The 14,096-nt window shown below is 44.0% G+C and carries 17 protein-coding genes; 4 read left to right on the forward strand and 13 right to left on the reverse strand.

What is annotated here, in order from left to right; translation table 11 throughout:
* Positions 1-45: 45 nt before the first annotated feature.
* From udk to MHH79_RS13940, 10 genes are all read right to left on the reverse strand, one after another.
* Positions 46-681, reverse strand: a complete 636-nt coding sequence (gene udk, locus MHH79_RS13895) for a uridine kinase (protein ID WP_003225916.1) — start codon at positions 679-681, stop codon at positions 46-48.
* A gap of 6 nt (positions 682-687) precedes the next feature.
* A complete protein-coding gene (locus MHH79_RS13900; protein WP_015384226.1) occupies positions 688-1,956 on the reverse strand; it encodes a U32 family peptidase in 1,269 nt (422 codons plus the stop codon).
* A gap of 18 nt (positions 1,957-1,974) precedes the next feature.
* Positions 1,975-2,904: a peptidase U32 family protein gene (locus MHH79_RS13905; protein WP_100506508.1), complete on the reverse strand. Its 930-nt coding sequence runs from the start codon at positions 2,902-2,904 to the stop codon at positions 1,975-1,977.
* Between the two features lie 5 nt (positions 2,905-2,909).
* Positions 2,910-3,563 (reverse strand): O-methyltransferase, encoded by a 654-nt coding sequence (locus tag MHH79_RS13910; RefSeq protein WP_014480416.1) that lies wholly within the window; start codon positions 3,561-3,563, stop codon positions 2,910-2,912.
* 151 nt (positions 3,564-3,714) lie between these two features.
* The gene (mltG, locus tag MHH79_RS13915; protein WP_047182954.1) at positions 3,715-4,797 is read right to left on the reverse strand and encodes an endolytic transglycosylase MltG; all 1,083 of its coding nucleotides are present in this window, start codon (positions 4,795-4,797) and stop codon (positions 3,715-3,717) included.
* Positions 4,798-4,927: 130 nt separating this feature from the next.
* Entirely contained in the window at positions 4,928-5,209 is a 282-nt protein-coding gene (locus MHH79_RS13920; RefSeq protein ID WP_003246199.1) for a DUF1292 domain-containing protein, read from the reverse strand.
* Between the two features lie 17 nt (positions 5,210-5,226).
* Positions 5,227-5,643 (reverse strand): Holliday junction resolvase RuvX, encoded by a 417-nt coding sequence (gene ruvX, locus MHH79_RS13925; protein ID WP_003229795.1) that lies wholly within the window; start codon positions 5,641-5,643, stop codon positions 5,227-5,229.
* 7 nt (positions 5,644-5,650) lie between these two features.
* Positions 5,651-5,917: an IreB family regulatory phosphoprotein gene (locus tag MHH79_RS13930; RefSeq protein WP_003225903.1), complete on the reverse strand. Its 267-nt coding sequence runs from the start codon at positions 5,915-5,917 to the stop codon at positions 5,651-5,653.
* 84 nt (positions 5,918-6,001) lie between these two features.
* The gene (gene alaS / locus MHH79_RS13935) at positions 6,002-8,638 is read right to left on the reverse strand and encodes an alanine--tRNA ligase (RefSeq protein ID WP_100506507.1); all 2,637 of its coding nucleotides are present in this window, start codon (positions 8,636-8,638) and stop codon (positions 6,002-6,004) included.
* A gap of 330 nt (positions 8,639-8,968) precedes the next feature.
* Positions 8,969-10,030 carry an AI-2E family transporter gene (locus MHH79_RS13940; protein WP_047182955.1) on the reverse strand — a complete coding sequence of 354 codons (1,062 nt, stop codon included), beginning with the start codon at positions 10,028-10,030 and terminating at the stop codon, positions 8,969-8,971.
* Between the two features lie 158 nt (positions 10,031-10,188).
* On the opposite strand from MHH79_RS13940, the gene MHH79_RS13945 reads away from it, so the two are divergent.
* The 4 genes from MHH79_RS13945 to MHH79_RS13960 are packed head-to-tail and all read left to right on the forward strand — an operon-like array spanning position 10,189 to position 13,144.
* The gene (locus MHH79_RS13945; protein WP_015384232.1) at positions 10,189-10,917 is read left to right on the forward strand and encodes an amino acid ABC transporter ATP-binding protein; all 729 of its coding nucleotides are present in this window, start codon (positions 10,189-10,191) and stop codon (positions 10,915-10,917) included.
* A 21-nt stretch (positions 10,918-10,938) separates the two neighbouring features.
* Positions 10,939-11,760 carry a glutamine ABC transporter substrate-binding protein GlnH gene (gene glnH, locus MHH79_RS13950; RefSeq protein WP_015384233.1) on the forward strand — a complete coding sequence of 274 codons (822 nt, stop codon included), beginning with the start codon at positions 10,939-10,941 and terminating at the stop codon, positions 11,758-11,760.
* Between the two features lie 60 nt (positions 11,761-11,820).
* Positions 11,821-12,471, forward strand: coding sequence for an amino acid ABC transporter permease (locus tag MHH79_RS13955; RefSeq protein WP_100506506.1), 651 nt, complete (start codon positions 11,821-11,823; stop codon positions 12,469-12,471).
* 16 nt (positions 12,472-12,487) lie between these two features.
* Positions 12,488-13,144 carry an amino acid ABC transporter permease gene (locus tag MHH79_RS13960; RefSeq protein WP_003229784.1) on the forward strand — a complete coding sequence of 219 codons (657 nt, stop codon included), beginning with the start codon at positions 12,488-12,490 and terminating at the stop codon, positions 13,142-13,144.
* Between the two features lie 34 nt (positions 13,145-13,178).
* On the opposite strand, the gene MHH79_RS13965 is transcribed toward MHH79_RS13960, so the two are convergent.
* The 3 genes from MHH79_RS13965 to MHH79_RS13975 are packed head-to-tail and all read right to left on the reverse strand — an operon-like array spanning position 13,179 to position 14,059.
* Positions 13,179-13,310: a YrzQ family protein gene (locus MHH79_RS13965; protein ID WP_003229780.1), complete on the reverse strand. Its 132-nt coding sequence runs from the start codon at positions 13,308-13,310 to the stop codon at positions 13,179-13,181.
* A gap of 21 nt (positions 13,311-13,331) precedes the next feature.
* Positions 13,332-13,523, reverse strand: a complete 192-nt coding sequence (locus MHH79_RS13970; protein WP_003225893.1) for a hypothetical protein — start codon at positions 13,521-13,523, stop codon at positions 13,332-13,334.
* Between the two features lie 11 nt (positions 13,524-13,534).
* A complete protein-coding gene (locus MHH79_RS13975) occupies positions 13,535-14,059 on the reverse strand; it encodes a PRC-barrel domain-containing protein (RefSeq protein ID WP_080344218.1) in 525 nt (174 codons plus the stop codon).
* Between the last annotated feature and the right edge of the window lie 37 nt (positions 14,060-14,096).

A 14,096-nucleotide genomic window follows, 5' to 3' on the forward strand; every position in this document is an offset into this window, starting at 1 on the left:
CCTATACATAATATGGTCAGAGTTATTTATGTCTATGCTATGGTATTACAAAATCGCGTTTTGTTCAAGAATGGTTTGAATTTTTGTGACCATCAGATCAATTGCGACGTGATTCTGACCGCCTTCCGGGATAATAATATCAGCGTATCGTTTCGTCGGCTCGACGAATTGGTTATGCATCGGACGGACCACTGACACATATTGTTCAATGACAGAATCAATAGAGCGTCCGCGCTCATTAATATCTCTCATAATCCGTCTGATGATACGCAAGTCAGCGTCCGTATCAACATAAAGCTTGATATCCATCAGATCACGAAGCCTTTTGTCTTCAAGAACAAGAATTCCTTCAAGGATAATAACATCCTTTGGCTCTACGTGAACCGTTTCTTCTGAACGTGTGTGAAGCTTATAGTCATAAATCGGCTTTTCAATCGGGCGGTAATTCAATAGATCCTGAATATGCTCGATTAAATAGTCATTATCAAACGCAAGCGGATGATCATAGTTTGTGTTCAGCCTTTCTTCAAACGGAAGATGGCTTTGGTCTTTATAATAAAGGTCCTGCTGGATCATTAAAATTGAGTGTCCTTTAAACTGTTCATAAATGGACCGTGTGACACTCGTTTTTCCTGAACCGGAACCTCCTGCGATTCCAATGACTACTGGATTCTTACCCATGGGCTGTTACTTCCCCTTTCTCATCATGTTGCTCGGATAAATCTTTTTGTCTAGTTTGAATTTGACAATTTGCAGGGGATGGCGGGCAGCATCTAGCTCATTTCCGTCTTCGTCCCAAATGGTTTCAATCGTATGTGTAAAGTTTTCGATTTCTGGACCGAAAAATTCCACTTCGTCGCCTTTTTTGAAGAAATTGCGCTGCTGAAGCGTGACCATTTGTGTATCTTCATCATAATTCAGCACTAAGCCGACAAAATCATATGTCGTTTTCTTGGCGTGTTCGCCGAACATTTGCTCTTCATAGCCTGGCGTTCCTTCAAAGAAAGCTGTCGCAGTGTCCCTGTTGGCGCACTTATCAAGCTCTTCAAGCCATTCTTTTTGAATCACAAAGTTCTCTGGATCAGCGCAATAAGCATCGATTACTTTGCGGTATACGCTGACAACAGTTGCTACATAGTGAATGGATTTCATGCGGCCTTCAATCTTTAAGCTGTCGATCCCCATTTCAATCATTTTCGGAATGGATTCAATCAGCTTCAAATCTTTCGGGCTCATCGCAAATGGTGCATCTTCTTCACCATACAAAGCAACGGCGTTGGCACCGTCTGTTTGATAGAGATCATAATCCCAGCGGCATGACTGGCAGCAGCCTCCGCGGTTGGAATCCCGAGCTGTCATGTGATTGCTCAGCACGCAGCGGCCGGAATATGCAATACACATTGCGCCATGAATGAAGGATTCGATTTCGATATCTACCTTTTCTTTCATTTCTCTGATTTCAAGAGCGCTTGTTTCACGTGCCAGCACGACGCGGTCGAGACCTTCTTCCTTCCAGAACTGGACAGCCTTCCAGTTTGAAAGAGACTGCTGTGTGCTCAAGTGAACCTCAACATTCGGCGCCACTCTGCGGCATGTTTCAATAATAAGCGGATCTGCCACAATAATACCGGCAACGTTGGCGTCTCCAAGCGCTTTTAAATAGTCTTCAAGCCCGTCCATGTTTTCATTATGAGCGAAAATATTCGTTGTTACGTAGATCTTCGCGCCATATTTCTTTGCGAATTCAACGCCTTCTGCAATTTCTTCGATCGTAAAGTTATCGGCATTCGAGCGCAGCCCGTATTCCTGTCCCCCGATAAAGACCGCGTCCGCTCCGTAATGAACAGCGATTTTCAGCTTTTCAAGATTACCCGCAGGTGCAAGAAGCTCCGGCTTTTTCGTAATCACACGCTTTCCATTAACGATTGTGGATATATTATCATTTACGGCAGTCATAGCTTAACCTCCTTTTGATTAATAAACCGTTTCCTTGAAGAAGAATCCGGTATCAATTTTTCTGTTTACTGGCTGGATGCTTTCAATGCGTTCGATCCAGTCTTCTTTTTTCGCTTCGTATTCGTCACGGTTTTCCACGCACAAATCAATTGCTTCTCTGTACATTTTGGTGACTTCTATTAGGTATTCAGACGTTTTCAAAACACCGTCGATCTTGAAAGAATCAATTCCGGCATCTATCAATTCCTCGAGCTCATCAATGATGCACACATCGTTCGGGCTCATGATGTGAGTGCCGTTTTCATCTTCGAAAATCGGATATTTATTATCACGTTCTTTATCGTGTAAAAACATGCCTGATTCTTTTTTCTTTCTTTCAATGTCCATGACTTTGCCCTGATATTCAAAATAGTTTCCAATCAAAGAACGCTTCGATTGGAACATGCACGTCATTCCATGCACCTGGATTTCAATTTCGACTTCAGCATTTTCTTTAATCTCAACAATGCTGTCCATGTTTAATTCTCTGGCAAGCACAGAACGTGCCGCACCCTTGCGTCCCCAGTAGTTGCATGTATAATAGTTGGTGCCTGTCGTTTCTGTGCTCCAATGAAGCTTCAGATCAGGCGCAGATTCACGGGCAGCCATCAGCACGGCAGGATCGCCGAATACCGCTGCATCGACACCGGCTTGTGCTAAGAAAGCCAGATATTCGCCAAGCTCACCCACTTTATCGTTATGGAAAATTGCATTTACAGCAACGTATACTTTTGCCCCTTCTTTGTGGGCAATCTCTACGGCTTTTGTTATATCTTCACGAGAAAATTCTCCGGCTAATCTCAAGCCATATCTCTGTTCCCCAACTAAAAACGCAGTTGCCCCAGCCTGTATGAGCGGCAAAATGTCCGCTGTACTCGTCGGCGTCACTAAGAGCTCTGGTTTTTTCATGACGTTCACCTCTTCTTTTTACTAATCGCAAGTCCGTCCCCGACAGGAATAATCGCAGTTTGATAATCCGGATGATTCATCAGCCAATGATTATATTCATCAATTTTTGCTACAAGCCTGCGCCTTCTCTTCGGTTCTATTTTGCTGTAATCCTCTGCCACCAGACCTTTAAACAGCACGTTGTCTGTTATAATCACCCCGTCCGGTGAAAGCATCGGTTCATATAAATGAAAAAAGTTTTGATACTGACCTTTTGCAGCGTCAATAAAAATGACATCGTAAGGCGCAGTTACATGAACGGCGTCGGCTAATTCAAGCGCATCTCCGTAAAAAACATGAATCCGGTCATCAAGCTGAAATTCCTTGATATTGTTTACCGCTTCTTCATGCCGTTTCTCATTGCGTTCAATTGTATATATTTCAGCAGACGGCAGCTCCAGCGCCATTCGAATGGCTGAATAACCAATGGCCGTTCCGATTTCTAGTATTTTTTTCGGCTGTTTCACAGACAAAATTTGAAGCAGCACCTCCATGCCCGCTTTTTCCATGATCGGGACATGATGTTCTTCTGCATATGCTTCAAGCTTCTTCACGTTATCCGGCCGAGGCTTTAATAATGCTTCTATATAGTCATTTATTTGTTCATACCGGTCAGTCACTACAAACAGCCTCCCGTTCTAAAAAGGAGTGCCCCAGTCTTATGCGCAGGACACTCTCTGAATACATCATGATACATCGGTAAACAACCCGATATATTTTATCATAAAACCTTGCGGAAAGCGAACAAAAGGAGAGCTTTTTGCTCTCCTTTTATTTCTCGTTTTTTGAGGAAATGTATTTTTCTTTTGCTTTATTATGCTCTTTTAGCGTTTTTGTAAATACGACCTCACCATTTGATTTGGCCAAGAAATACAGATAGTCCGTTTTATCCGGATGCAGCGCCGCTTCCCATGACGACATACCGGCATTGGCAATCGGACCTGGCGTCAGCCCTGTGTTTTTATACGTATTGTATGGTGAATCGATTTCCAGATCCTTATAAAGAACCCGATCTTTATGCTTGCCTGCCGCGTACAGCACGGTCGGATCTGTTTGGAGCGGCATTTTCTTTTTCAGGCGGTTATAAAAGACGCTCGCAATTTTATGGCGGTCGGCTTTTTCAGTCGCTTCTTCTTCTATCAAAGAAGCCATCGTCAGCAGCTTATGCACAGAAAGTTTGTTTTTCTTCATTTCTGATTTATATGTTTCCACATAAGAATTTGTCTGCTTTATCATTGCCTTGATAATGTCTTCAAGTGATGTGTCCGGATCGTTAAAAGGGTATGTAGCCGGGAATAGGTACCCTTCAAGCGGGTGCTTAATGTTTTTATTGAAAACATCATTTGTCACAGTGTCCGGGAATTCTTTCTTCAGCTGATTGATAAATGTTTCATCGTCCAGCTTCGCTATGACTTGTTTTTTAGAGTAATTTGTTTCATCAGCAATAGCAGCCGCGATTTGGGTCAGCTGTGCTCCCTCAGTCACTGTGATTTGAAAAGCGTAGCCTGTAGCCCCGCTTGTCAGCTTCTGAATAATGGCATCTAAATCCATACCTTTATTCAGATGGTAGAATCCGGCCTGAAACCCGGAAGCACCTTTATATTTCACATAGTACTGAAACGCCTTCTCGCTTTTTATGACATCATTTTTCTTTAATATCGATGCGATGGCTGAAACAGAAGAACCGCTCGGAATGTTAATATTAACTGTCGTTTTACTGTCTTTTTCAACAGGTTCAAGCAATGATTTCCCATATAAAAATGCCCCGCCAATGATGAGAAACAGCACAACAATGGAAGACAGTATGATTCTTTTTTTATTAAAAAACGATTTTTTTTGCTGATTGATATACATTAGGTCTCCTCCCATCAGCTCTTATACTACATGATTCATTGTATTTCGGCAATTTATTACAAAAAGAGGCCTGCATAAAGCAGAAAAAAACCGGAGCAGTATAGCTCCGGCTTTGGTTTGGCGCGATGTTTTATTCTTCGTCTTCGTCCGCTAAGAATGTGTTTAGTGTTTCTTCGATCATATCCCATTCTTCGTCAGTTTCAATCGGGAATAGCTCACCGTTTTCACCGTCTTCGTTTGGCGTGAAGCTGGAAGCAAGAATTTCTACTTCTTCGTCATCTTTTGATTCGATTGGATAGTACAAGACATAAGACTTGCCAAACTCTTCGTTTTCAAATGTAAACAGCACTTCACAAAGCTGTTCATTTCCTTGATCGTCAACAATTGTAATATTTTTTTCGCCGTGTTCCATTTTCTTCACCTCTGGCTTTAATTTAAGCTGTCAAGATATCCTTGTAAAATCATAACAGCCGCCATTTTATCAATGACTTTTTTTCGTTTCTGCCTGCTGACGTCAGCTGCAATCAGCATTTTTTCAGCCGCCATTGTGGTAAGACGCTCGTCCCACAGCACAACAGGAACATTGTACGTTGTTTCAAGCACTTTCGCAAATGTTTGGCTGGCTTCGCCTCTCGGGCCGACTGTTCCGTTCATGTTCTTAGGAAAGCCGAGCACGATTTTATCTATAGTATAGTCCTTTATCAGTTCAGATAAACGGGATAAACCATAATCGCCTTCTGCTTCATTTATCTTTATGGTCTCAATGCCTTGAGCAGTCCAGCCCATTTCATCGCTTAGAGCTACACCGAGTGTTTTGGTTCCTAAATCGAGTCCTAATATTCTCATTCTTTATTTACGCCTCTTTATGCTGTTCTAAATAAGACTTCACCAATTCCTCGATTAATTCGTCTCTTTCAAGTTTGCGAATTAAATTGCGAGCGTCACGATGCCTAGGAATATAAGCGGGATCACCTGACAGCAAGTATCCGACAATCTGGTTGATTGGATTGTAGCCCTTTTCCTGAAGCGCGTCATACACTGTAATCAGCACCTCATTTACGTTAGTCTCAGCAGAATCATCGGAGAAATTAAATTTCATCGTTTTATCAAACGAGCTCACCGTTTTGCACCTCTTTCCCAAATTCGCAGGCAAAGTTCAGCCTGGGGTCCTAATCTTACCATCATTCTACACTACATGGGCGAATTATAAAACGGATTTCACCCAATCTTCTACAGAAGCCAAAGCTTCTTCTAATTTTTCCGGCTGTTTGCCGCCTGCCTGCGCCATGTCCGGACGGCCTCCGCCGCCTCCGCCGCAAACTTCCGCAGCTTGTTTAACCAGCTTGCCAGCGTGAAGGCCTTTGTCGATGAGGTCCTTTGTGACTCCGGCAGAGATATTAACTTTATCGTTTTGTACCGCACCAAGCACGATCACCGCAGAGCCAAGCTTTGCTTTGAGTTCATCGACCATTGTGCGGAGATGATTCATGTCTTTTGCATTTACTTTTCCCGCAAGCACGTTTACGCCGTCAACTTCTTTTACTTTCGACAGGATTGCTCCTGCTTCCACGTTGCCTAGTTTTGCAAGAAGAGATTCATTTTCTCTTTGTGCTTCCTTCAGTTCAGCCTGCAGAGCCGCGACCCGTTTCGGCACTTCTTTGATATTTGTTTTCAGCTCGTCAGCAGCCTCTTTCAATACAGAAATCTGGCTGTTCATTTCGACGTAAGCGCCTTGTCCCGTTACAGCTTCAATCCGTCTTGTGCCTGCTCCGATTCCAGATTCAGAAACGATTTTAAACAAGCCGATTTCTGCTGTATTTCTGACATGGCAGCCGCCGCACAGCTCTAAGCTGTAATCTCCAACTTGAACGACACGGACAATATCGCCATATTTTTCGCCGAACAGTGCCATCGCACCCATTTCTTTTGCTTCAGCGATCGGTTTCAAATCAATGCTGACCGGGATGCTCGCCCAGATCTTTTCGTTTACGATTCTTTCAATTTGTTCGAGCTCTTCTTTTGTCACTTGGCCAAAGTGCGAGAAATCAAAACGAAGACGGTTTTCCGTTACAAGAGAGCCCGCCTGATTGACATGAGTTCCAAGAACATCTTTTAGAGCCTGATGCAATAAATGCGTTGCCGTGTGGTTTTTAATGACGCCGCTTCTCATATGGTCTTCAACTTCAGCCGTAACATGCAGGCCTTTTTGAACAGTACCGCTCTCCACAACACCTTCATGCACATGCTGGCCGTTCGGCGCTTTTTGAACATCTTTAATTCTTACAACTGCCTGCTCGCTTCGGAGATAGCCTTTATCGCCGATTTGGCCGCCGCTTTCTGCATAGAACGGTGTTTCATCAAGAATGATTTGAACGCTTTCTCCTTCATGAGCCTCTTCGATTAATTGGCCGTCCTGAAGAAGCACAATGATATTGGCATCAGCTTTGGTTTGAGAGTAGCCGACAAATGTGCTTTCATCTGTTACGTCGCGCAGTGCGCCGCCCTGCACCTGCATGCTGCCGACATCCTGGCGGGCGTTTCTTGCCCGTTCACGCTGCTGGTTCATTTCCTCCTCAAAGCCCTCATGGTCAACCGTCATGTTCTCGTCTTCTGCGTATTCTTCAGTCAATTCAACCGGGAATCCATACGTATCATACAGTTTAAACACATCAGCACCTGAGATAACGCTGCTGCCCTTGTCTTTTTCTTTTTTGATCATTTCTGACAGGATCGCAAGCCCTTCATTAAGAGTCTCATGGAAGCGTTCTTCCTCGGTTTTAATGACTTTTGCGATGAAATCCGCTTTCTCTTTCACTTCAGGATAGAAATCAGCCATGATTTCTGCGACAACCGGCACTAAATCAAACATGAACGGACGATGGATGTTGATCGTTTTGGCATAACGCACAGCACGGCGTAATAAGCGTCTTAATACATAGCCGCGGCCTTCATTTGACGGCAGCGCACCGTCACTGACAGCAAAGGCAACCGTTCTGATATGGTCAGCAATCACTTTAAACGCAGTGTCTTTCACATTGTCTTTGCCATATGTTTCACCAGAAATCGATTCTGTTGCTTTAATGATCGGAATAAACAAATCGGTGTCAAAGTTTGTCGGAACATTCTGGATGACAGATACCATTCTTTCAAGACCCATGCCTGTATCAATGTTTTTCTTAGGAAGCGGTGTGTATGTGCCGTCAGGGTTATGGTTGAACTCTGAGAACACAAGGTTCCATACTTCCAGGTAACGGTCGTTTTCCCCGCCTGGGTAAAGCTCCGGATCTTCTGGATCATTACCGTATGCTTCACCGCGGTCGTAAAAGATTTCCGTATTCGGTCCGCTCGGCCCTTCACCGATATCCCAGAAGTTCCCTTCCAGACGGATAATTCTTTCTTCAGGAATACCGATTTTTTTTGCCCAAAACTCATATGCCTCTTCATCTTCAGGATGAACCGTAACAGAGAGAAGCTCTTTGTCGAAGCCAATCCACTTGTCGCTCGTTAAAAACTCCCAAGCCCATGTAATGGCTTCTTCTTTGAAATAATCGCCGATGGAAAAGTTTCCGAGCATTTCAAAGAAAGTGTGATGGCGCGCAGTTTTACCTACATTTTCTATATCGTTTGTTCTGATCGCTTTTTGAGCGTTTACGATTCTTGGATTTTCCGGCACGACACGGCCGTCAAAGTATTTTTTCAGCGTCGCAACACCGCTGTTGATCCAAAGCAGTGAAGGATCCTCATGAGGCACTAATGACGCGCTTGGCTCTACCGCATGTCCTTTTTCTTTAAAGAAATCCAAAAACATTTGACGCACTTCCGCAGAAGTTAAGTGTTTCATTGTATTTCCTCCTCTATAAAAATCGAAATTCTCTTCAGTGACAGCAAAAAAGCCCTCCCCCTATGCAAACCAACGTTTACACAGGGACGAGAGCTGTCTCGCGGTACCACCCTGATTACGGGCATTCATGCGCCCGTCACCTTTAACCCTGTAACGCAGGATAAGCGGCAGTGATTAACTGCACTCAGGATTAGCTTCCTCCGATCTTCTGATAAAGCTCCTTTCAGCTTATGGAGCTTCTCTCTTTAACAGGGCTTCGGCGTACTCAGATCCGTCACTCGAGATTCGTATGTATTCTACGAGAAATTATAGACAAGCGGCACGCCGATGTCAATGCTCCGTCCTCATCCGCAAAAAATGGATCATCATTACTTTTAAAACAGCCGTCGCAGGAACAGCCAAAATCATCCCGACGATTCCCGCAAGCTCCCCTCCGGCAAGGAGCGCAAGCATGATAACGACCGGATGCATTTTAAGGCTTCTGCCGACAATGAACGGACTGAGGATATTTCCTTCCATAAACTGCAGAATAAACACCGTAATCACCACAACAAGAACAGCCTTGACTGAGATCGTCATCGCAATTAACAACGCAGGAACAGCTCCGATGAAAGGGCCAAAATACGGGATGACATTCGTTACTCCAGAGATAAGGCCGAGTATCAGCGGATATGGAAGCCCAAATACCCAGAACGAAATGCCTGCAATCACGCCAAGAATCAAGCAGACCAAAAGCTGGCCGCGGATATAATCGCCAAGCGAATCATCCACATCCCGCAAAAAGGCGCTGCCCCGCTTTCTCCACGACTTCGGAGTCAAGTACCATACTGTCTTTTTCATTAACTCAATGTCCTTCACCATATAAAACACGAGAAAAGGGATTGTTGCAGCAATTAAGAAGTAATCAAGCACATTGCGGATCCCGCTGATCGCACCCTCGATCGTTCCCGCAAAAAACGCCTCCGTCTGGCGGATCATTTTATCTATACGGTGATGCATACCATCAGGCCAGTCATCCGTATGGTTATGCACATGAAGAAGAAGCCCGTTATACGTTTCGGCAAACATGGGTATATTTTCTGACAAATCCGTCAGCTGCACGATTAAAACAGGCACCCCTTTATACAACGCCCAGCCAATCCCGCCAAAAAAAAGAACATAAATGACCAAGATGCTCAAAGTCCTAGGCAATCCTTTGCTATGCAGCCATTCCGTGACCGGAAGCAATAAATAAGATATAAAAATAGAAATGATCAAGGGAATAAAGATCGTTTTTATGACGAGCCAAAAGGGTGACCATAACATATCAAGCATAAAAAAGACATAGACTGTTAACAGAACCAGCAAACAAATAGCCACCCACAACAAAAGCTGCACCGGTTTTTGGAGCATCTGCTTTCACCTCACCTATATCTTTTGAGGTTTACACGGAATTATTCTTTATGTTTCTTTAGTCAGCCAGAAGTCATGGACATTTTTCCGCATTTAATTTTCAGAAAAGTTTGATTTCATGTATACTTTTTAGTCAAATTTCTGATAGGAGGATTGCGATGATCACATTTCAAAATGTAAACAAGCATTACGGAGATTTTCACGCGTTAAAACAAATTAATCTTCAAATCGAAAAAGGGGAAGTCGTTGTTATCATCGGCCCATCCGGTTCCGGTAAAAGCACATTGCTCAGATGCATCAACAAACTTGAGACGATCAATGAGGGAGTGCTCACAGTAAATGGCACCGCCATTAACGACAGAAAAACTGATATCAATCAAGTGCGGCGGAATATCGGGATGGTGTTTCAGCACTTTCATTTATATCCGCATAAAACAGTGCTGCAGAACATCATGCTGGCTCCGGTAAAAGTGCTTAGACAATCACCTGAACAAGCAAAGGAAACGGCGCGGTACTATCTTGAAAAAGTCGGCATCCCAGACAAGGCTGACGCCTATCCTTCCCAGCTTTCCGGCGGGCAGCAGCAGCGTGTTGCCATCGCAAGAGGACTGGCGATGAAGCCGGAGGTCATGCTGTTTGACGAGCCGACATCAGCACTTGATCCTGAAATGATCGGTGAGGTGCTAGATGTCATGAAAACTCTCGCCAAAGAAGGCATGACAATGGTTGTCGTGACACACGAAATGGGGTTTGCCAAAGAAGTTGCCGACCGGATTGTCTTCATTGACGAAGGAAAAATTTTAGAAGAAGCAGTGCCGGCTGAGTTTTACGCGAACCCGAAGGAAGAACGGGCCCGCTTATTCTTAAGCCGTATTTTAAATCATTAAAACAGAAATGGGGGAGCTTGTATGAAAAAGATTTTTTCTTTAGCATTGATTTCTTTATTCGCTGTCATCTTGCTTGCCGCTTGCGGCAGCAAGGGATCAAATGGAGAAGCCTCAAAGGAGAGCAAAAAAGATACGCTAGCAGCCATTAAAGACAATGACAAAATTGTCTTCGGCGTAAAAACGGACACTCGACTGTTCGGTCTTAAAAATCCAAGCTCAGGTGAGATTGAGGGTTTTGATATTGATATTGCCAAACAAATCGCTAAAGACATTTTAGGTGATGAGAAAAAAGCTGAATTTAAAGAGGTCACCTCAAAAACAAGGATTCCTATGCTGCAAAACGGGGATATCGACGCCATTGTCGCCACAATGACGATCACTGATGAACGAAAAAAGGAAGTTGACTTTTCTGATGTCTATTTCGAGGCCGGGCAATCGCTTCTCGTGAAAAAAGGCAGCAAAATCAAGAGTGTCGAGAATCTTGGCAAAGGCTCAAAAGTTCTTGCAGTAAAAGGCTCCACCTCCTCTCAAAACATTCGTGAAAAGGCGCCTGAAGCATCGGTTTTAGAATTTGAAAACTACGCAGAAGCCTTTACAGCCCTTAAATCGGGGCAAGGCGATGCCCTCACCACAGATAATGCGATTTTATATGGAATGGCTGATGAAAATAAAAATTATCAATTAACAGGAAAGCCTTTTACAGATGAGCCTTACGGGATCGCCGTGAAAAAAGGGCAATCGGCTCTCGCGAAAGAAATCAACGCTTCACTTAAAAAGATGAAGTCGGATGGCAGATACGATGAAATTTATAAAAAATGGATTAAAGAAGACCCAGCTGAATAACAACCATCCCGGGATGAGCAGGCGATGCTCATCCCAATTTGATAAGGAGTGAATAGGCAGATGAATGTGTCAATTCTTTTCGATAACTTTGGCATGTATATGGACGGTTTTTACCATACCTTGCTCGCAAGTGTTATCGCGCTGGCCGGCAGTTTTGTCCTCGGCGTTGCTGTAGCGGTTATGAGAATAACAGTCTTTAAGCCGCTGCAATGGCTCGGGACCGCATATATAGAGTTCATCCGCAACATCCCTCTTCTTTTAATTACCTTTGTTTTCTATTTCGGACTTCCAAACGCAGGCCTGAGGCTTGACGGTTTTCAAGCGGGAACGGTTGCTCTCACCATTTATACCTCTGCGTTTATCGCTGAAGCCATCAGAGCAGGCATCCAGTCTGTTTCAAAAGGGCAGATGGAAGCGGCACGCTCGTCAGGCTTTACCTACAGCCAAGCCATGCTCCATATCATTTTGCCGCAGGCAATCAAAATCGTCATTCCGCCTTTAGGCAATCAATTTTTAAACTTAGTCAAAAACTCTTCGATTCTTGGGGTTGTGGCCGGATTGGATCTTATGTACCAAGCCGATTTAGTTTCGTCGAGCACACTCGTTGTATTTGATGTTTATATTTTTGTGGCGCTTTTTTACTTAGTGCTGACGATTCCGCTTAGCATCGGTGTTAACTATCTGGAAAAACGGCTGGAAAAAAGCTATTGATAAGGAGTGAGTTACATTGGATTTCATCGGTGCTTATTCACAGGAGCATTTAGCGTTTTTATGGGATGGCTTTCTCGTCACCTTGTACGTTGCTTTCATCTCCATCATTCTGAGCTTTTTCTTCGGTTTAATCGCAGGCACCCTGCGTTATGCGAAAGTTCCCGTTCTTTCTCAATTGATTGCGGTTCTCGTTGAAACGATCAGAAACCTCCCCTTGCTGTTAATTATTTTCTTTACGTTTTTTGCCCTTCCGGAAATTGGGATTAAGCTTGAAATTACAGCTGCTGCAATTACAGCACTAACGATTTTTGAATCCGCTATGCTATCTGAAATTATCCGAAGCGGACTGAAATCAATTGACAAAGGACAAATTGAAGCGGCGCGCTCCTCCGGGCTGAGCTATACACAGACCCTGTTCTTTATCGTCATGCCGCAAGCGCTTCGCCGCATGGTTCCGCCCATCGTAAGCCAGTTTATTTCTTTATTAAAAGATACATCGCTCGCTGTTGTGATCGCCCTGCCTGAACTGATTCACAACGCGCAAATTATTAACGGCCAAAGCGCAGACGGCAGTTATTTTTTCCCGATCTTTTTACTTGCGGCCCTTATGTATTTCGCAGTCAACTACAGCCTTTCACTCGCAGCAAGACGCCTCGAGGTCCGGCAAACATAGAAAAGGATACTCTTTGGAGAGTATCCTTTTTGCATTAAAACATTTTCGTAATTCTTCTTCTCATCCGCTTCATGCTTCGATTATTCAGCATGTCAGATTGAGTCGCCATTCGGTACACGAGAGCTCCGGCTCCCATTGCCAAAAGAGAAGTCATCGTCCGATTCATCCTGCGCATCTCCTTTCATGATTAAAAATTGATGCTGCGTTCATCCTCAGAAAACAAATCATCCAAGCTGCTTAACGTTCCGTCTTCTTCCACCTGATGAGTTGCAATCTTCCCTTTCGCCACTGTCAGTTCAATAAAACAGCCCCAGCAATAATATTGGTTCACGCCGATTTTGCCGATATCCTTACTTTTGCAATTCGGGCATATAAGCATACCTCACACCTCTATCCGTTCAGAACGATCTCGTCTTTCCGCACCTCGACAAGCGAATCCGCTCTTTGGATCTGGCGCTTGCTTCCCGCCAGGTCAGAAAAGAAACCGTCCGAGAGTTCATATGCTACGATTATGCCCCTGTCCAAACAAAAGTATACATCTTCCAGCATCCCCAATATATCCCCCTCTTGCGATTTCACAAGCTTCATCTTCATCTGCTCGTATGTGAAGCATGTTTTCGGAAGAGGCAGAAGCTGTTCTGAACTGACCGAAGCCAATATGCGGTCATCAAGAATGGAAGAGATATCACACGCCCGTAATAGCGCATGATGATGATGCAAAAAGCGTTTTTGTGCAAGAATAAACCCGAGACAATCTCCCTTCGTAGAAAAACAAATATCAGAAATTGCCCCGAGATAACAAGAAGTTCGTTCTGAGTATACTGGGAATCCTTCTACTTCATGGCATGTTCTCAAAGTGTGATCAACCACCTTTTGTTGAACAGGCTTAGGTTTTGCTTTGCGCCTTAGACTCATACGATGAAATCAATTCCACTGCAAATGAAAAAACTCC

Source organism: Bacillus sp. FSL K6-0993 (genome assembly GCF_037977205.1).
Lineage (GTDB): Bacteria > Bacillota > Bacilli > Bacillales > Bacillaceae > Bacillus > Bacillus subtilis.